This window comes from Pseudomonas sp. B21-021 (assembly GCF_024749205.1).
Taxonomy (GTDB): Bacteria; Pseudomonadota; Gammaproteobacteria; order Pseudomonadales; family Pseudomonadaceae; genus Aquipseudomonas; species Aquipseudomonas paraglycinae.
Map to the genome: position 1 here is coordinate 4,565,130 of NZ_CP087192.1, position 18,674 is coordinate 4,583,803.

At 60.9% G+C, this 18,674-nt stretch carries 19 protein-coding genes; 14 read left to right on the plus strand and 5 right to left on the minus strand.

Annotated elements, in window-relative coordinates; genetic code table 11:
- Positions 1-164 precede the first annotated feature (164 nt).
- From LOY31_RS20370 to LOY31_RS20405, 8 genes are all read left to right on the plus strand, one after another.
- The gene (locus LOY31_RS20370; protein ID WP_258712145.1) at positions 165-1,955 is read left to right on the plus strand and encodes an acyclic terpene utilization AtuA family protein; all 1,791 of its coding nucleotides are present in this window, start codon (positions 165-167) and stop codon (positions 1,953-1,955) included.
- Positions 1,956-1,967: 12 nt separating this feature from the next.
- On the plus strand, positions 1,968-2,837 hold the full coding sequence (locus LOY31_RS20375) for an SDR family oxidoreductase (RefSeq protein ID WP_258712146.1): 870 nt from the start codon (positions 1,968-1,970) through the stop codon (positions 2,835-2,837).
- A 3-nt stretch (positions 2,838-2,840) separates the two neighbouring features.
- Positions 2,841-4,457 (plus strand): geranyl-CoA carboxylase subunit beta, encoded by a 1,617-nt coding sequence (atuC, locus tag LOY31_RS20380; RefSeq protein ID WP_258712147.1) that lies wholly within the window; start codon positions 2,841-2,843, stop codon positions 4,455-4,457.
- A gap of 29 nt (positions 4,458-4,486) precedes the next feature.
- Positions 4,487-5,644: a citronellyl-CoA dehydrogenase gene (gene atuD / locus LOY31_RS20385; RefSeq protein ID WP_007908685.1), complete on the plus strand. Its 1,158-nt coding sequence runs from the start codon at positions 4,487-4,489 to the stop codon at positions 5,642-5,644.
- Positions 5,641-6,438 (plus strand): enoyl-CoA hydratase/isomerase family protein, encoded by a 798-nt coding sequence (locus tag LOY31_RS20390; protein WP_258712148.1) that lies wholly within the window; start codon positions 5,641-5,643, stop codon positions 6,436-6,438. Before atuD ends, LOY31_RS20390 begins: the two co-directional genes overlap by 4 nt.
- Positions 6,439-6,505: 67 nt before the next feature.
- Positions 6,506-8,467 carry an acetyl/propionyl/methylcrotonyl-CoA carboxylase subunit alpha gene (locus tag LOY31_RS20395; RefSeq protein WP_258712149.1) on the plus strand — a complete coding sequence of 654 codons (1,962 nt, stop codon included), beginning with the start codon at positions 6,506-6,508 and terminating at the stop codon, positions 8,465-8,467.
- A 69-nt stretch (positions 8,468-8,536) separates the two neighbouring features.
- The gene (locus LOY31_RS20400; RefSeq protein ID WP_007955759.1) at positions 8,537-9,079 is read left to right on the plus strand and encodes an exonuclease domain-containing protein; all 543 of its coding nucleotides are present in this window, start codon (positions 8,537-8,539) and stop codon (positions 9,077-9,079) included.
- A gap of 82 nt (positions 9,080-9,161) precedes the next feature.
- Positions 9,162-9,446 (plus strand): pyrimidine/purine nucleoside phosphorylase, encoded by a 285-nt coding sequence (locus LOY31_RS20405; RefSeq protein ID WP_007940055.1) that lies wholly within the window; start codon positions 9,162-9,164, stop codon positions 9,444-9,446.
- 71 nt (positions 9,447-9,517) lie between these two features.
- Here the strand turns inward: LOY31_RS20405 and LOY31_RS20410 are convergent, their stop codons facing one another.
- Together LOY31_RS20410 and LOY31_RS20415 are read right to left on the minus strand one after the other, a co-directional pair.
- Positions 9,518-10,324 carry an MOSC domain-containing protein gene (locus LOY31_RS20410; RefSeq protein WP_258712150.1) on the minus strand — a complete coding sequence of 269 codons (807 nt, stop codon included), beginning with the start codon at positions 10,322-10,324 and terminating at the stop codon, positions 9,518-9,520.
- A 90-nt stretch (positions 10,325-10,414) separates the two neighbouring features.
- Positions 10,415-11,350: a chemotaxis protein CheV gene (locus LOY31_RS20415; RefSeq protein WP_003226705.1), complete on the minus strand. Its 936-nt coding sequence runs from the start codon at positions 11,348-11,350 to the stop codon at positions 10,415-10,417.
- 452 nt (positions 11,351-11,802) lie between these two features.
- Between LOY31_RS20415 and LOY31_RS20420 the strand changes: the two genes are divergently transcribed.
- The 3 genes from LOY31_RS20420 (at position 11,803) to LOY31_RS20430 (ending at position 14,306) form a co-directional block, all read left to right on the plus strand.
- The gene (locus tag LOY31_RS20420; protein WP_007955754.1) at positions 11,803-12,273 is read left to right on the plus strand and encodes a hypothetical protein; all 471 of its coding nucleotides are present in this window, start codon (positions 11,803-11,805) and stop codon (positions 12,271-12,273) included.
- Between the two features lie 483 nt (positions 12,274-12,756).
- Entirely contained in the window at positions 12,757-13,650 is an 894-nt protein-coding gene (locus LOY31_RS20425; RefSeq protein ID WP_085607113.1) for a sensor histidine kinase, read from the plus strand.
- Positions 13,647-14,306, plus strand: coding sequence for a response regulator transcription factor (locus LOY31_RS20430; protein WP_007955750.1), 660 nt, complete (start codon positions 13,647-13,649; stop codon positions 14,304-14,306). Before LOY31_RS20425 ends, LOY31_RS20430 begins: the two co-directional genes overlap by 4 nt.
- Here the strand turns inward: LOY31_RS20430 and yegS are convergent.
- Positions 14,290-15,207, minus strand: a complete 918-nt coding sequence (gene yegS, locus LOY31_RS20435) for a lipid kinase YegS (RefSeq protein ID WP_258712151.1) — start codon at positions 15,205-15,207, stop codon at positions 14,290-14,292. The two genes, LOY31_RS20430 and yegS, sit on opposite strands and share 17 nt — an antisense overlap.
- Positions 15,208-15,521: 314 nt before the next feature.
- On the opposite strand from yegS, the gene LOY31_RS20440 reads away from it, so the two are divergent.
- Entirely contained in the window at positions 15,522-15,830 is a 309-nt protein-coding gene (locus LOY31_RS20440) for a hypothetical protein (RefSeq protein ID WP_170929389.1), read from the plus strand.
- Positions 15,831-15,887: 57 nt separating this feature from the next.
- Here the strand turns inward: LOY31_RS20440 and glp are convergent, their stop codons facing one another.
- Complete coding sequence (glp, locus tag LOY31_RS20445) at positions 15,888-17,114, minus strand: gephyrin-like molybdotransferase Glp (protein ID WP_258712152.1); 1,227 nt, start codon at positions 17,112-17,114, stop codon at positions 15,888-15,890.
- Positions 17,098-17,637, minus strand: a complete 540-nt coding sequence (gene moaB / locus LOY31_RS20450; RefSeq protein WP_007955742.1) for a molybdenum cofactor biosynthesis protein B — start codon at positions 17,635-17,637, stop codon at positions 17,098-17,100. Before moaB ends, glp begins: the two co-directional genes overlap by 17 nt.
- A gap of 81 nt (positions 17,638-17,718) precedes the next feature.
- On the opposite strand from moaB, the gene mobA reads away from it, so the two are divergent.
- Complete coding sequence (gene mobA / locus LOY31_RS20455; protein WP_258712153.1) at positions 17,719-18,321, plus strand: molybdenum cofactor guanylyltransferase MobA; 603 nt, start codon at positions 17,719-17,721, stop codon at positions 18,319-18,321.
- 78 nt (positions 18,322-18,399) lie between these two features.
- The gene (locus LOY31_RS20460; RefSeq protein WP_007955739.1) at positions 18,400-18,621 is read left to right on the plus strand and encodes a YgdI/YgdR family lipoprotein; all 222 of its coding nucleotides are present in this window, start codon (positions 18,400-18,402) and stop codon (positions 18,619-18,621) included.
- Positions 18,622-18,674 lie beyond the last annotated feature (53 nt).

Here is an 18,674-nt window from a genome sequence, read left to right on the forward strand (position 1 = left end):
GCGCCGCACGCCGCAGAAACGGCGGGGTTGCGCGGGCAATTTAAGCCGCCGGCGGTGACCAAGCAAGCGCTTGGGCAGAAGATAATTCCAGGCGTTTACAAACCAAGCGCTTGCTTGGTAGTCTCGATGCACTTCTGTCACAGGTTGCTGAGTCGGAGATCAAAATGCCCACCACGGTTCGCATCGGATGCGCCAGCGCATTCTGGGGAGACACCTCGACCGCCGCCGCGCAGCTTGTGGCCGCAGGACAGCTGGATTATCTGGTCTTCGACTACCTGGCCGAAATCACCATGTCGATCATGGCCGGTGCGCGCATGAAGGACCCGCAGGCCGGGTTCGCGGGAGACTTCATCGAAGTCCTCGCACCCCTGCTGCCGCAACTGGCCAAACAGAACATTCGCGTCATCAGCAATGCCGGCGGGGTCAATCCAAAGGCCTGCGCCGCCGCGCTGCAAGCGGCCTGCGACAAGGCCGGCGTGGCGCTGAAAATCGCCGTGCTATCTGGCGATGACCTGCAACCCCACTTCAAAAAACTCGCCTCCCAAGGCATTACGGAAATGTTCAGCGGCGCCCCGCTGCCGCCGATGTGTGTTTCAACCAACGCCTACCTCGGCGCACCGGGCATTGTCGAAGCACTGCGTCTGGGCGCCGACATCGTCATCACCGGCCGGGTGGTCGACAGCGCAGTGGTCAGTGCCGCGCTGGTGCATGAATTCGGCTGGTCATGGCACGACTACGACAAACTCGCGCAAGCCGCCCTGGCCGGGCACATCATCGAATGCGGCGCGCAGTGCACCGGCGGTAACTTCACCGACTGGCGCGACGTGCCGGACTACGAACACATCGGTTTCCCGATCGTCGAAGTCAGCGCCGACGGCCAGTTCATCGTCAGCAAACCCGAAGGCTCCGGTGGGCTAGTCACGCCGCTGACTGTCGGCGAGCAGATGCTCTACGAAATAGGCGACCCGCAGGCCTATCTGTTGCCCGATGTGGTCTGCGATTTCAGCCAGGTCAAACTCCAGCAACAAGGCAAAAACGCCGTTCGGGTCCACGGTGCCAAAGGCCTGCCGCCCAGCGACCAATACAAGGTCAGCGCAACGTATCCGGACGGCTTCCGTTGCACCGCCAGTTGCCTGATCGCCGGCATCGATGCCGTGGAAAAAGCCCGGCGCGTCAGTCAGGCGATCCTCGACAAGACCTCGGAAATGCTCGACCAGAAAGGATTGGGCCCCTACACCGAAACCCACGTCGAACTGCTCGGCAGCGAAGCCACCTACGGCCCTCACGGCCAGCGCCGGGACAGCCGCGAAGTGGTGATCAAACTCGCCGTGCGCCACCCGAACAAACAGGCGCTGATCCTGTTCTCCCGGGAGATCGCCCAGGCCGCCACTGGCATGGCGCCGGGGCTGACCGGTATCGTCGGCGGGCGGCCGACGATTTATCCGCTGATCCGGCTGTTCTCTTTCCTGATCGACAAAAGCGTCTGCAACTTGCAGATCGATATCGCCGGCGCATCTAACCCGTTCGCCCTGCCCGCCCCCGCCACCCTCGACAGTCAGGACCTGCCCCTGCCCCACGAAACACCCAAACCCCAAGGCCGCGCCGACGCCAGCGTGCCGCTGGTGAAACTGGCCGTGGCGCGCTCCGGCGACAAGGGCAATCACAGCAACATCGGCGTCATGCCGCGTCGTCCGGAATACCTGCCGTGGATCGCCGAAGCGCTGACCCCGGCGGTGGTCGTCGACTGGATGAACCATGTCCTCGACCCGATTCACGGCCGGGTCGAGCGCTGGTATCTGCCGGGCACCCACAGCCTCAACTTCCTGCTGGAAAACGCCCTTGGTGGCGGCGGCGTGGCGAGCCTGCGCATCGACCCGCAAGGCAAGGCCTTCGCCCAGCAATTGCTGGAAATCCAGATCCCGGTGCCGCAGAGCATCGCCGAACAGTTCGACTAGAGGATTGGCACCATGGCGTTCGAATCGATTTTCAGGGCTGATCTGTTCAGCGGCCAGACCGTCATCGTCACCGGTGGCGGCAGTGGCATCGGGCGTTGCACCGCCCATGAACTGGCGGCGCTCGGGGCCAACGTGGTGCTGGTCGGGCGCAAGCCGGAAAAGCTGCAAACCGTCGCCGCCGAAATTGCCGAGGACGGCGGTCGGGCGCACTGGAAGGCCTGCGATATCCGTGACGAAGAGGCGGTGAAGGCGCTGGTCAGCGAACTGATCCGCGAACACGGGCCGATCCACGGGCTGGTCAACAATGCCGGCGGCCAGTACCCGTCGCCCCTGGCCTCGATCAATCAGAAAGGTTTCGAAACCGTGCTGCGGACCAATCTGGTCGGCGGTTTCCTGATGGCCCGGGAAGTGTTCAATCAATCGATGAGCAAACACGGCGGCAACATCGTCAACATGCTCGCCGACATGTGGGGCGGCATGCCCGGCATGGGCCACTCCGGCGCCGCGCGCTCGGGCATGGACAACTTCACCAAAACGGCAGCGTTCGAATGGGGTTATGCCGGCGTTCGGGTGAATGCGGTAGCCCCGGGATGGATCGCTTCCAGTGGCATGGACACTTACGAAGGCGCGTTCAAAGCCGTGATCCCGACCTTGCGCGAACACGTGCCCCTCAAGCGCATCGGCACCGAATCGGAAGTCAGCGCGGCGATCGTGTTTCTGCTCAGCCCCGCTGCCGCGTTCATCAGCGGCAGCACCTTGCGCATCGACGGCGCAGCCAGTCTGGGCAGTCGCGCCTGGCCGCTGCACAAGGCGACCCACAGCGAATCCTTCAACGGCTTTCACCGGGCCTATATGCCGGACGTTTTGAAGGACAAGGAGTAAGCCATGCCGCAGATCCAGTCCCAACTCGACCCGCACAGCGAAGCCTTCGCCCGCAATCGCGCAGCGATGCTCGCCGCCATCGAACAAGTCCAGCAACTCGAACAAAACCTGCTGAACAAGGCTGCCGAAGCCAAACCGAAATTCGACAAGCGCGGACAATTGCTGCCCCGTGAGCGCCTGAATCTGCTGCTCGACCCCGGCGCGCCATTCCTCGAGCTGGCGAGCCTGGCCGGCTACAAACTCCACGACGACAAGGACGGCAGCTCGGCCGGTGGCGGCTTGATCGCCGGCATCGGCTACGTGTCCGGCGTTCGTGCCTTGATCGTGGCGAACAACAGCGCAATCAAGGGCGGGACGATTTCCCCGTCGGGTCTGAAAAAATCCCTGCGCCTGCAACAGATCGCCCAGGAAAACAAACTGCCGGTTATCACCCTCGCCGAGAGCGGCGGCGCCAACCTCAATTACGCGGCGGAAATCTTCGTCGAAGGCGCGCGCAGCTTTGCCAATCAGGCGCGGATGTCGGCCATGGGCCTGCCGCAGATCACCGTGGTGCACGGTTCGGCCACAGCCGGCGGCGCCTATCAACCGGGGCTGTCGGATTACGTGGTGGTGGTGCGCGGCAAGGCCAAGCTGTTTCTTGCCGGTCCGCCGTTGCTTAAAGCGGCGACCGGTGAAGTCGCCACCGACGAAGAACTGGGCGGCGCCGAGATGCACGCGCAAGTCGCCGGCACCGCCGAATACCTGGCCGAAAACGATGCCGACGGCGTGCGTCAGGCGCGGGAAATCGTCAGCCTGCTGAACTGGAACGAGCAAATACCGTGGCTGCCCGAGCCGCAATTCAAGGAGCCGCTGTACCCCATCGACGAACTGCTCGGGCTGATCCCGGACGACCCGAAAAAACCCTACGACGTGCGCGAAATCATTGCGCGGATCGCCGACGAATCGCGCTTCCTGGAGTTCAAGGGTGAGTTCGATCAGCAGACCGTTTGTGGCCACTTGAAGATTCAGGGCCGCGCCTGCGGTTTCATCGGCAACAACGGCCCGATCACGCCCAACGGCGCAAGCAAGGCGGCGCAGTTCATTCAACTGTGCGACCAGAGCCAGACGCCGCTGCTGTTTTTCCACAACACCACCGGGTTCATGGTCGGCACCGAATCGGAACAGCACGGCGTGATCAAGCACGGCTCAAAACTGATCCAGGCCGTTGCCAATGCGCGGGTGCCGAAATTGACGATCGTGGTCGGCGGCTCCTACGGCGCGGGCAACTACGCGATGTGCGGACGCGGGCTTGATCCGCGCTTCATCTTCGCCTGGCCCAACAGCCGCACCGCCGTGATGGGTGGCGCCCAGGCCGGCAAGGTGCTGCGCATCGTCACCGAAGCCAAACAGCTCAAGGACGGCCTGGTGCCCGACCCGAAAATGCTCGACATGATGGAGCAGGTCACCGCGCAGAAACTCGACAGCCAGTCCACCGCCCTCTACGGCAGCGCCAACCTGTGGGACGACGGGCTGATCGATCCGCGCGACACCCGCACCCTGCTCGGTTACCTGCTGGACATCTGCCACGAAGCCGACATCCGCACGTTGCAACCCAACAGCTTCGGCGTCAGCCGGTTCTGATCGCCACGGATTAAAGGAGAACAATAAAAATGATCTTCACCCCGGAACACGAAGCTCTGCGCCGTACCGTCCGCCAGTTCGTCGAGCACGAGATCAACCCGCACGTCGATGAATGGGAAAAGGCCGGGCGCTTTCCGATTCACGAGATTTTCCGCAAGGCCGGCGACCTCGGCCTGCTGGGGATTTCCAAGCCAGAAAAATTCGGCGGCATGGGCCTGGATTACAGCTATTCGATCGTCGCCGCCGAAGAGTTCGGCACCATTCATTGCGGCGGCATTCCGATGTCGATCGGCGTGCAGACCGACATGTGCACCCCGGCTCTCGCCCGCTTCGGTTCCGATGAGTTGCGCGAAGAATTCCTGCGCCCGGCCATCACCGGCGAGCAGGTCGGTTGCATCGGCGTCTCGGAAGTCGGCGCCGGTTCCGACGTCGCGGGGCTCAAGACCACCGCGCGCAAGGACGGCGACGACTATGTGATCAACGGCAGCAAGATGTGGATCACCAACTCGCCGAGCGCCGACTTCATCTGCCTGCTGGCCAACACTTCGGACGACAAACCACACATCAACAAATCGCTGATCATGGTGCCGATGAACACGCCGGGCATCAGCCTCAGTTCGCATCTGGACAAGCTCGGCATGCGCAGCTCGGAAACCGCCCAGGTGTTTTTCGACAACGTGCGTGTGCCCCAACGCAACCGCATCGGCCATGAAGGCGCCGGGTTCATGATGCAGATGCTGCAGTTCCAGGAGGAACGCCTGTTCGGCGCGGCCAACATGATCAAGGGCCTGGAATACTGCGTCGACAGCACCATCGAGTACTGCAAGGAACGCAAGACCTTCGGCAACGCGCTGATCGACAACCAGGTGATCCACTTCCGCCTCGCCGAATTGCAGACCGAAATCGAATGCCTGCGGGCGCTGGTCTATCAGGCCACCGAGCAATACGTGAAAGGCCAGGACGTCACTCGACTGGCTTCGATGGCCAAGCTCAAGGCCGGGCGCCTCGGCCGTGAAGTCAGCGACAGTTGCCTGCAATACTGGGGCGGCATGGGCTTCATGTGGGACAACCCGGTGGCCCGCGCCTATCGCGACGTGCGGCTGGTGTCGATTGGCGGCGGCGCCGACGAAATCATGCTGGGGATCATCTGCAAACTGATGGGCATCCTGCCGGGGAAAAAGAAATGAGCGCCCTGCCCGATTGCCAGACGCTGCTGCTGGAACGGCACAACGGCGTGTTGCACATCACCCTCAACCGCCCGGAAAGCCGCAACGCCATGAGCCTGCAAATGGTCGCCGAGTTGCGCGCCGTGCTGGCCTCCGTGCGCGATGACCGTAGTGTTCGCGCACTGGTGCTCAGCGGTGCCGGCGGGCATTTCTGCGCCGGCGGCGACATCAAGGACATGGCCAATGCCCGCGCTCAGGGCAGCGATGCTTATCGTGAGTTGAACCGAGCGTTCGGGTCGTTGCTGGAAGAAGCGCAGCACACGCCGCAAGTGTTGATCACCGTGTTGCAGGGCGCGGTACTCGGTGGCGGCTTCGGACTGGCCTGTGTCAGCGATATCGCCATCGCCGATCATCAGGCGCAATTCGGTTTGCCGGAAACCAGCCTCGGCCTGCTGCCGGCGCAAATCGCACCGTTTGTGGTGCAGCGCATCGGCCTCACCGAGACCCGACGTCTGGCCCTGACCGCCGCCCGCTTCGATGGCCATCAGGCCCGACGCCTGGGGCTTGTGCATTTTGTCGAGCAGGATCCACAGGCGCTCGCCGAGCGACTGGATGAAGTGCTCGACCACGTCTTGTGTTGCGCTCCCGAGGCGAATGCCGTGACGAAAAAACTGTTGCTGGCCAGCGCCGGCCAGCCGTCGAGTGAATTGCTGGACGAAGCCGCGCAGTGGTTTAGCGCAGCGGTGACCGGTGCCGAAGGGATCGAGGGCACGATGGCGTTTGTGCAAAAGCGCAAACCCGGATGGAGCACCTGACCCTGTGGGAGCGGGCTTGCCCGCGATGAGGCCTTTCAATTCACCGCCAACATTCAGGAAAACCACCATGCCCGCCCTCCACAAAATCCTGATCGCCAACCGCGGTGAAATCGCCTGCCGCATCCAGCGCACCGCCCAGGCCCTCGGTTATCGCACGGTCGCGGTTTTCAGCGATGCCGACGCCGACGCATTGCACGTGCAAATGGCCGATCAAGCGGTGAACATCGGCCCGGCGCCGGTGCAGCAGTCCTACCTGAACATCCCGGCGATCCTCGACGCCGCCCGGCGCAGCGGTGCCGACGCGATCCATCCCGGCTACGGTTTTCTCTCGGAAAATGCCGAATTCGCCCGAGCTTGCGAACAGGCCGGCCTGATTTTCATCGGCCCCAGCGTCGAAGCCATCGAACTGATGGGCAGCAAACGTCAGTCGAAAATCGCCATGCTCGCCGCCGGTGTGCCGTGCATCGCCGGCTATCAAGGCGCCGAGCAGGACGGCGCGACCCTGGCCCGTGAAGCCGAGCGCATCGGTTATCCGTTGATGATCAAGGCCAGCGCCGGCGGTGGCGGGCGCGGCATGCGTCTGGTGCACAGCGTCGAGGAATTGCCAGCGCAGTTGCGCACGGCGCGCTCCGAAGCCTTGAACGGTTTCGGCAGCGACGAACTGATCCTCGAACAGGCGTTGATCGAACCGCGCCATGTCGAAGTGCAGCTGTTCGGCGACCGGCATGGCAACCTGATCTACCTCGGCGAGCGCGATTGTTCGATTCAGCGCCGTCACCAGAAAGTCATCGAAGAGGCACCGTGCCCGGTGATGACTGAGGACCTGCGTCAGGCGATGGGCGAAGCGGCGCTCAAGGCCGGGCGTGCGGTGAACTACGTCGGCGCCGGCACCGTGGAATTTCTCCTCGACGCCGATGGCCGGTTCTATTTTCTGGAGATGAACACCCGGTTGCAGGTCGAGCACCCGGTGACTGAATTGATTACCGGGCTGGATCTGGTGGCGTGGCAACTTCTGGTTGCCGAAGGCCAGCCTCTGCCGCTGTCGCAAGCGCAGGTCAAACTCGATGGCCACGCGATGGAAGTGCGCCTCTACGCCGAAGATCCGGCCCAAGGTTTTCTTCCGCAGACCGGGCGTGTCGAAGCCTGGGTGCCGGCACTGGATCGCGGTGCGCGGATCGATCACGGCCTGATCGAAGGGCAGTCGGTCTCACCGTTCTACGACCCGATGCTCGGCAAACTGATCGCCCACGGCGCAACCCGTGAAGAGGCCCGGCGCAAACTGTTGTGTGCGGTTCAGGACAGCGTGTTGCTGGGCGTGCAGAGCAATCAGCGGTTGCTCGCCAGCCTGTTGCAGCATCCGCAGTTCATCAGCGGAGAATTCGGCACTGGCTTCATCCCTCAACATTTCGCCGATCACGATTGCCTGCACGCCTATTCGCCCAGTGCCGAAGAGCTGGCCATCGCGGCGGTGATTTTTTACCAAGCCGCCGCGCAGCAACATCGCGCCCCGCTGTCCGGATGGCGTAACAACGTCGGTGCGCCGTTGCTCTATCGCATCGGCCTCGACGCCCGCGACTGGAACGTGCAACTGCGCGCCAGCCCGGACAACACGTTTGAAGTGCAGGTCGCGGAGCGCGTCATCGAACTCAAACTCATCGAACACATCGCCGGGGCCGTGACACTGGAAATCGACGGCCTGCGCCAGCGCCATGCCTATCGCCTGCGCGACGACCAGCTCTGGCTGCTCACCCACCCTGGCAGCCTGCACCTGGTGGATCGAACTCACGCGGTGATAGACAGTCAGACCAGCGTCAGTTCCGGCACGTTGAAAGCCCCGATGGATGGCGCCATCATCGATGTGCTTGTCTGCGAAGGCAGCCCGGTCAGCAAGGGTCAGCTGCTGGTGGTGCTGGAAGCAATGAAAATGGAGCACCCGCTCAAGGCCGGCATCGACGGCGTGCTCAAGCGGGTGCAGGTCAAGGTCGGCGATCAGGTAAAAAATCGTCAGGTTCTGTTGCAGGTCGAGTAGTCGCCGCGCGCATCCGCAAGGTTTGACTACGCTCTGAATAATCAGGACGCGGAAATCAGGAACCCTGCGATGCCCCATTGGCTGGTCATAGATCTGGAAGCCACCACCGATGAGGGTGGCTGGCCGGTTACGGAGATGGAGATCATCGAGATCGGCGCGACCCTGGTGGATCGCGCCGGTCGCGAGCAGGATCACTTTCAGCGCTTCGTCAAACCGACGCGGCGCCCGTTGTTGACGCCGTTTTGCCGCGAACTCACGCACATCACCCAAGCCAACATCGACGCCGCGCAGCCGCTGAGTGAAGTGTGGCCTGCGTTCGAGCGCTGGCTCGGTCAGCACCAGACACGCCTTGAAGGCTGGGCGAGCTGGGGCGATTACGACCGCAAGCAGTTGCTTCAGGAATGGCAGCGGCTGCAACTCGACAGCGTCCTGAGCCGGGTGCCGCACATGAACCTCAAACAGCGCTTTGCCAAGGCCCGACGCCTCGAACGGCCGCTGGGCCTCAATGGCGCGTTGCAACTGGCGGGCATGCAATTCACCGGTCAACAACACCGGGCGCTGGAAGATGCGCGCAATACCGCCCGATTATTGCCGTTGGTGCTGCCGCTCTAGCGCAGGTGACGGCGCCATGAGCCTTGTGCATACTGGCCGACCTTTTTGACCCTTTTTAAGCCCTTTTCGAGAGGAATCGCCCATGTTTAAAGTCAACGAGTACTTCGACGGCACCGTCAAGTCGATCGCTTTTGGCACCGCTGAAGGCCCTGCGACCATCGGCGTCATGGCCCCGGGCGAATACGAATTCGGCACCAGCCAGCGTGAAATCATGCACGTGGTGTCCGGTGCACTGACCGTCAAACTGCCGGACAGCAGCGACTGGGAAACCTTCGCTGCGGGCAGCCAGTTCAATGTGCCAGCCAACAGCAAGTTCCAGCTGAAAGTGGCCGTCGACACTGCTTACCTGTGCGAATACCGCGGCTGAACCCACGGTTTTCGGCAGTCATAAAAAATGCCCGTGTCCAAGGACACGGGCATTTTTCGTTTCAGGGCGGGTTATTCGAGAATTTCCACTGGCATGCCAACTTCGAGCCGGCCGTTGCCGTCGTTGACCAGGTTCTGGCCGAACATCGCACCGTCGGCCTGGGCACGGGTCTTCTGAAGTGTCGCCAGTGGCTCACGGTCAGCGCTGCGCTCACCGGTCAACGGATCGATCGTGGTGAGAATGCAGCGGGAGCACGACTTGACCACGCGGAACTCGACATCGCCGATACGAATCCGCTTCCAGCCATCCTCGGCGTAAGCATCACTGCCTTCGATCACCAGATTCGGCCGGAACCGCAGCATTTCCAGCGGACGCCCGACTTCCTGCGACAGGTGTTGCAGCGAGGCCTCACCAATCAGCAGCAGCGGGAAACCATCGGCGAACGCCACTTGGTCGTCATCGTTGCCGTACCCGGCCTGGGTTGTCCGGGCACGATCCAGCGGCACTTGCACCAGTCGGGTCGGCTTACCGATGAAATCGCTAACCCAGCGGGCCGCCTCTTCACCGGCATCCGGTACGCGCAAGGTATCGCGCCAGATGGTTACGCCGCGCAGATCGTCGTCACTGCCGGGCAAGGCAACATCGATTGCCGAATGCCCCGGCGCGCTGAGCCTCAGGCCGCCGCTGGCATTCCAAAGTGCCGACAACTGACTCATTTTCGCTTCGGCACGCTGGGTCAGGAACCGCCCGCTGGCTTCGTCCACCAGCATCCAGCGTCGATCGCCCTCAAGCCCCAGTTTGTCCAGGCCGATCCCTTGCAGGACCTCGCCCTTGGCGGATTTCAACGGGTAACGATAAAGCGCGCTCAGACGCAGCATGGCCAGCTCCCTGGTGGGTCAAAAACGCCACCCTATACGAGCTTTGTCAGCGAATCAAAGGCTGACGCAGGGTCAGCCTCGACAGGTTGATCAGGCCGGCACTTCGTCGAGCATCAGACGCTGGCGCACCACATCGACCAGTTTGTCCGGCTGGAACTTGGAGAGGAAGTTGTCGCACCCGACCTTCTTCACCATCGAGTCGTTGAAACTGCCGGACAGCGAGGTGTGCAGCACCACATACAGACCACGCAGGCGCGGGTCGTTGCGGATTTCGGTGGTCAGGCGATAGCCGTCCATTTCCGGCATTTCCGCGTCGGTGAACACCATCAGCAGTTTGTCAGTCATGTTCACCCCGGTGTCCGCCCAGGCCTTGAGCATGTTCAGGGCTTTCAGGCCGTCGCTGGCGATATGCATCTTCACGCCCAACTGGCCGAGGGTGTCGCGCAATTGCGAGAGCGCCACGTTGGAGTCGTCCACCAGCAACACTTCACGGCCACGGGCGCGCTCCAGAACCGGATCGTCCAGTTTGTCGCGCGAAACCTTGGCGTTGTACGGCACGATTTCGGCGAGGACTTTCTCGACGTCGATGATTTCCACCAGTTGATCGTCGACCTTGCTGATGGCCGTCAGGTAATGCTGGCGACCGGCGCTGGTCGGCGGCGGCAGGATGGCTTCCCAGTTCATGTTGACAATGCGGTCCACGCCGCCAACGAGGAACGCCTGCACCGAACGGTTGTACTCGGTGACGATGATCGTGCTGTTCGGGCCCGGCACCAGCGGGCGCATGCCGATCGCCTGGGACAGGTCGATCACCGGCAGCGTCTGGCCACGCAGATTGACCACACCGCAGACAAACGGGTGACGCTGGGGCATCAGGGTCAGTTTCGGCAACTGCAGGACTTCCTGAACCTTGAACACGTTGATCGCGAACAATTGGCGCCCGGCCAGTCGAAACATGAGAATTTCCAGGCGATTCTCACCCACCAGTTGCGTGCGTTGGTCTACCGTGTCGAGAATGCCGGCCATCAATGACTCCTGGGCTTGTTCTGATGAATTCACTATTGGGGGTTATCGGCTGAATCTGGCGGATCTTGATCCCGTCACAAATCACCAACAAAATGCCACGAGCAGGCATTGATGTCACATTAACATCATGCTTTACTGGCCCGGTGAAATCATCTGCTACATTCTCTTCGGCGCGACCTCGTTTTGCGCGACAGGTTCCCGTGCCTAAGGGAATCCCCTAGTAACAATCAGGCCCAACCTGATATTCGCGATATCCAATAGCCATTAATGTGACGCCATTCTCATTGCATGAACGGAGTCAGGCTATTGTGTGCGATCGCAGTTCAGTGGAAACACATCCTCTTGAAACCTCAGGTCTGTGCCAATGCACGCCGGGGCGCGGTCTCGCGACGGTTCATGATCGTCGACACACACGGCATTCCCTCATCAGACATGACGTGGTGGAGATAAGCATGCCGAACGACCGTAGTGACTGGGCGCAGCGGTTCCCCGAATTCCTTGTCGAGGCTGAAACGCTCCTGGCCAAGTCTGAAGAATGCCTCAGCCACTTGCAGCTGATCAGCAATGACAAGGACGCCATCGACTGCATGCTCAGCACCCTCCTCAAGCTGGCGAACAAGGCTGATGCCCTGGCGCTGGAGGCGGTGTCCGAATTCTCCCTGCACCTGCATGGCCTGCTCACTCAGGTCCAGGATCACGTGGATTTGCATGCGCAAGCCCTGGAAGCACTGAAAGACTGCTTCACCCTGATGGCCTGGCAACTGGAACTGGTTGACCCAAGCACCGGCCAATTGGGCCTCGATGAAAGCGAGCAGGTGTCGCTGATCGAAGCCTTTGCCTGCCAGGTCGGACAGACTCACTTTCAAATGCCGCTCAATGGCAAGCCGATGTCCCTCGTCTCCTGGTCGGAGCGCCAAGCGTAACCGGGCACACAGTGGGCTGTTCGGGCCCGTCAGTTCTCGCCCTCGAATGTCGTAATTGAATAGTTCATGCCTGCCTGCGACACCTTCCAATAAATAATTACGAGCGATGAATGCAGACTATCCTCTGCGGATGTCAGGGTTTTCCTGTGTAAAAGAAAACTTGCGGTTGCATCGATAATTATCGAGTCAGGTACTTCAACTTTTCCATTATGGAACCCCCGTCCAACATGGCCTGTTTCCTGACTCTTTGGACATATAGGGCAAACGCGACCAACGGTATGTTAAGTGGTATTATGCCGCCCGTTAGTTGTTTCAGTTAATGGCATTGTGACTTCAATGAGCGGCCTCTACCGAAGTTGGCGCTCAATTATCGATCACTGAACCGTTTTGAAATCAACAACCTGAATGACAGTTTTCCAGACAGAGACCGCCAGCCCTTCTGACCGGTCTGCCCGCAGCGAACATCCATTGGCTCCATCCGCTATGTACGCCAGCCTCAAGTCAATCACCACATGGCCTCCCTCCCGAGAAAATGCCCGCAGGTTCACACTCCTGCTGTGCACGGCTTCGGCCTTGGGCAGTCTGTTGAGCTATGGCGTCTCTGCGCCGATGTCGCTCGGCCTGCTGCTGATCAACGTGGCGGCTGCCGGTTGCGTCTGGACACAACATCGTCTGTCGCGCAAATCCATCAAGTTCCAGCCACAGGAACTGGCCGACCGTTTGCTGGAAGTCCAGGAAAACGAGCGCCATCGCCTGAGCCGTGAACTGCATGACGATATCGGCCAACTGCTGACCGCCGCCAAGCTGCAAAGCGAATGGCTCAAGCGTCGCTTGCCCGCGGACATGCAGGAACACTGTTCAGTACTTTGCGAGACCCTCGAAGAAACCCTCAACAAGGTTCGCGACGTTTCGGCCATTCTCAACCCGCGGCAACTGACCAGCCTTGGCCTGGAAGCAAGCCTGCGTGCGCACCTGCTCAAGGTGTTGACCAACACTTCGGTGCACTGGAGTCTGGACTGCCAGCAGCGCCTGAATGGAATTCCCGAAGAAATGGCCGTCGCCGCCTTTCGTATCACTCAGGAAGCGGTGACCAACATCCTTCGCCATGCGCAGGCCAAAAACCTGTTGATCCGCGTGCAACGCCTGCCACAGGGCCTGACCCTGCTGATCAGCGATGATGGCCTGGGCTTTTCCCCGGCGGCGAATCCGGGTCGTGAAGGACAGCGGGGCATGGCCGGGATGGCCGAACGCATCGAGCAACTGGGCGGCACACTGAGCGTGACCAGCGAGCCGGGCAAAGGTACTCAAATCGAAGCACTATTCCCCTGGGCGCCCCGTGCACTCGAGCGGGCCAGTACGAATAAGGTTATGCGTTGACTTGTAACTTACTTCTGGTGGATGACCACTCGCTGATCAGGGCCGGCGTGCGCGCCCTGGTGCTGGATATTCCCGGTTATGCGGTTATCGGCGAGGCCAATGACGGCTCGCAGTTGCTCGAGATGGTCGAGCTGCTGTCTCCCGATATCGTATTGCTGGACATTTCCATGAAAGAAACCGGCGGTCTGGAAGCCCTGCAGCGGCTCAGACGCGTACGCCCGCACGCCAAAGTGCTGATTCTGTCGATGCACACCGACCCCGCGCTCATCATGCAGGCGCTGGAGTCCGGTGCGCACGGTTACCTGCTCAAGGACACCACGGCCACCGAGCTCGAACATGCACTGGAAGCGCTGCGCAACAACGAACGCTATCTCAGCCCTGCCATCGCCCACACCGTGATCAATCAGGCGCTGACCCGTAACCTCAAGCAGCAGCCGGAAGTCGCCGAGTCGCACAACCTCACGGCACGCCAGTTGGAAATCCTGCGCCTGATCGTGCGCGGCAAGTCCACGCGGGAAATCGCCAATGGCCTGGGCTTGAGCATCAAGACGGTCGAAACCCACCGTTCGCAGATCATGAAACGCCTGCAGATCTACGATGTGGCGGGCCTGGTGCTGTTCGCCGTGCGGGAACAGATCATCAGTCTGGACGACTGAGCCGAGGTGATGCACTCAACAGCGGCGAGTCCTTGGGCAAATGCACACGCAAAGCTCCGGGACGCGCCGCAAACCGCAGACTGTCGCCCTCCAGTGGCTCACCGTCGAGATTGATGCAAAGCCCTTCGGCGACCTTGATTTCAACCCATGGCAAACGCGTGCGCACGAACATGTTGTCGATGCCGAACCCGTCGCTGAGCAGATTTTTCAGCGTGCCAACCAGCTCCTGCGGGGCTGGCAGAATGCTGATATCCAGAAGACCGTCGTCCACCAGCGCTTCCGGGCACAACACATGCCCGCCACCCGCCTGACGACCATTGCCGATCCCCAGCGCCAGCAACTCGCCCTGCCAGTGAAAATCCGGCCCCTGCAATTCGCCATAGGCGGCATGCAGCTCGCTGAACCGCGATAAACCGGTGAACAGATAGGCCGCGCCGCCCAGCACTTTTTTCAAATCTTCCGACGTGTTGGCCGTCACCTGGCTGCCGAATCCGCCGGTGGCCATGTTCAGGAAAATCTGCCCGCCGACCTCGCCCAGATCAATGTCATGGGCGGGTGCCTCAAGCAATTCGAGTGCTTCGGACGGCTCCAGGGGAATAGCCGCCGCGCGGGAAAAATCGTTGGCGGTTCCCAGCGGCAACAGCACCAGACTGGCCTTGCCCGGCTGCGCCGCCAGTGCTTCGGCGATGTCACGCAGGGTGCCATCTCCGCCACCGGCAATGATCTGACGGTATCCCGCCGCCAGCGCCTCCTCCACCAGCCGCTGGGCATCGCCGGCCTCCCAGGTCAGGCGCACCGCCAGTTCCCAGCCCTGCTTGCGTTTGTTCTCGACAGCGGCACGAACCGCCTCGTTGAGTGCCTGCTTGCCATGCAGAATCAACAATGCCTTGCGTTCACTCATTGCGGTTACTCCCGGAATTGAATCAGTACGAGACATCTTGACCCTCAAGACCGGTAAAAAAGTCGCACGTCTTCTGATTAATTCCTGCTGCCCGTCTGGCCCGTCCTACATATCGGTAATTTTTCGTACAGAACGTACGGAATCGGCTCAATTGACCCAGACCGGTCGTTGGTACAACGTGTGTCGGCGTTAGCGATCTTCAATTCAATTACACAAGGATGTGCATGTAATGAGTGGATACAGTTTCAAGACTTTCGATACTTTGCATTCCGGCATTTGCCAACTGCCCCCAATGGCCGCAGGCGGGCGTTTCCATGCAAAGCCATGAAGCAAGACTATCCGTGAGTCCGGTTGCCTCTCTCTCCGAAAGTCGCGCCAGTCTTAAAGACGAATTCAAATGCAGCGCTAGAAACACTGGAGAAACCGATATGGAACCGCGTGTCACCGAGCTGGAAACCCACCTCAAGTACATTCGACGCGATATGGACGAAGTCAGAGGGGACGTCAAAGCCATCAAGCATCGCCTTGCCTACTCGGCAGGGGCGACAGCGATGGTGCTCGGGCTGTTGGGCTGGATTGCCAACAGCCGGTTCGATCAGCTCGTCTCATTGCTCAGCCGTTGACCCGCTGAAAAGGCAGGCATCGTTTTGCGACTATGCCTGCCTTTCAAATGCCTGCAATCAACCGAGCAGCTCGCTGAGCGGAATGAATGGCACCTGATCACCCTTGGCCAGGACTCGCCCCTCCTGCACTTCCACCAGACCCTCGGCCCAGGCAGCGCTGCGCAGAACGCCCGAACTCTGGTTACGGTAAATAATCGCTTGCCCCTGCTCCAGACGTCCGCGCAGAAATTCACGGCGGTTACCGGCCTGAGGCCAGACAAATCCTGCAGGCACCGAAAACTTCAGCGGCTCGACATCCTGAACGCCCTGGCGACGCAACAGATAAGGCCGGGTCAGCAAGGCAAAGGTCACCAGTGTCGAGGCAGGATTCCCCGGCAGTCCAATCACCGGGACACTACGAAAATGCCCAACCGTCAGCGGCTTGCCGGGTTTGATGGCCAGCTTCCAGAGTGTCAGCTCGCCCTCTTCCCTCAATGCGATTCCGAGGAAATCCGCTTCCCCCACCGAGACACCACCGGTTGAAAGAATCAGGTCTACATCCTGAAGCTCCCCAAGTCGCGCACGGGTGGTGGGCAGGTCATCAGGCAGAATACCGGCATCCACCACTTCACATCCGAGGCGCTGCAACCAGCTGCACAACAACACCCGGTTGCTGTTGTAGATCTGTCCCGGTCCCAATGCTATCCCCGGTTCGACCAGCTCATCCCCCGTGGACAACACCGCCACACGAACCCGGCGAACCACCTCGAGCCCTGCGCAACCCAGCGATGCGGCCAACCCCTGTTCGATCGGACCGAGCCGGGTTCCAGCGGCAAGGACCAACTCACCGACTGTCGTTTCCTGGCCTTGCGGGCGAATGTTCTGCCCGGCCACCATCGCCTCGATGAAGCTCACGCGCTCATCGGCATGAATCTCGGCGTTTTCCTGCATCTCGACACAATCAGCACCGGCAGGTACCGGCGCACCGGTAAAGATCCGTGCGCAGGTGCCTGACTTCAAGGGTTCCGGTGCCTGCCCGGCGAAGATTTTCTGACTGACCGGCAACGGTTCGCCGGTCCAGTCGGCCAGATTCAAGGCATAACCGTCCATGGCGCTGTTCGGCCATGGTGGCAGATCCAGCGTCGAAATCAGATCCTGCGCCAGCACCCGCCCTTGAACCTGAGCCAGTGGCAAAAACTCGCACTCGAAAATCCGCGAGCTCTCGGCCATTTCCAGCAATCGCGCCAATGCATCTTCGACGGGCATCAGGCTACCGGTCTTGCCCGGCTTACCCACGGGATTCACAAGGCGCCGCCTGTTTCAAATGAGTGACGAAATTGCACGGGCGGTGGCGTGAGTCCAGTTGCTCGGCGAGGATGCCATCCCAACCGGTGCGCACTGCGTTGGTCGAGCCTGGCAGGCAGCAGACCAGCGTGCCATTGGCCAGTCCCGCCAAGGCCCGGGATTGCACGGTGGAGGTGCCGATGTCGGCCACCGAGATCTGGCGGAACAGCTCACCAAAACCATCGACCTGCTTGTCCAGCAGGCAAGCGACCGCTTCCGGGGTGCTGTCGCGGCCGGTAAAACCGGTACCGCCAGTAATCAGCACGACTTGCACGACGTCTTCGGCAATCCAGTGGGCGACTTGCGCACGGATCTTGTAAAGGTCATCTTTGAGCAGCACTCGCTGCGCCAGATGGTGGCCCGCGGCCGTCAGCCGGTCGACGAAGACCTGGCCGGAGGTATCGGTTTCCAGGGTTCGGGTGTCGCTGACCGTCAGCACCGCGATATTGAGCGGCACGAAAGGTACATCAGCCTTGGCTTTCATAGGCTCGTCCAGTTGTAGGAGAAACAGCCCGGTGTTATATCACAGCGCCCCCTTTTTTCGCCGCCCCTGCGGAGAGCTGCCATGACTTCGAACACGCCATTACCACCCTGCTCTATTCTGTTGCTGGCCGGTGGGCGCGGCCAGCGGATGGGCGGCCAGGACAAGGGACTGGTGGAATGGCACGGTGAACCGCTGATCGCACATCTGCATCGCAAGGTTCGGCCGTTGACGGATGACCTGATCATCTCCTGCAACCGCAATCGTGAACGCTACGCGCCGTTCGCCGACCAGTTGGTGAGCGATGACGAGGAGGACTTTCCCGGACCGTTGGCTGGCATTCGTGCCGGCTTGAAAGCCGCGCGCCGCACCCATCTGCTGGTTCTGCCCTGCGATGTTCCGCGCATCGATCTTGCATTGCTGCAAAGCATGCGCGAGGCGGCCAGTCTGAATTCTGAAAAACCTTTAATGTTGCGACATGATGATCACTGGGAACCGCTGCTTTGCGTGATCCCGGTCGCACTCCTGGCGGCATTCGAAAAAGCCTGGAATGCTGGAGAACGCAGCCCCGGCCGAGTGATGCGCAATCTTGATGCCCAGGCCCTGGTTTGCCCTGACAACGATCCACGCCTGGCCAATCTCAACACCCCTGAACTGTTGAGTTCGCACAACACTGTGTCAGACTGACAGCATTCAAGGAACTTGCACGCCTTGTATACGTCTCAAGCTCAGTAACCAAAAGAATTCCCCTTCGGAGACACACTCATGACTCAACGGACCCTCGCCACTTTCATGCTCGCACTGGGCCTCGCCACCCTCGCCGGTTGCGCTTCGCCAACAGTGATCACCTTGAATGACGGTCGCGAAATCCAGGCTGTCGACGCCCCTAAGTATGATGAAGATTCGGGCTTCTACGAGTTCGAACAGCTGGACGGCAAGCACACCCGCATCAACAAGGATCAGATCCGCACTGTCAAAGAGCTGTAAGTCTTCAGTTCGACAGCGGATACAGAAAAGCCCGCATATTGCGGGCTTTTTCG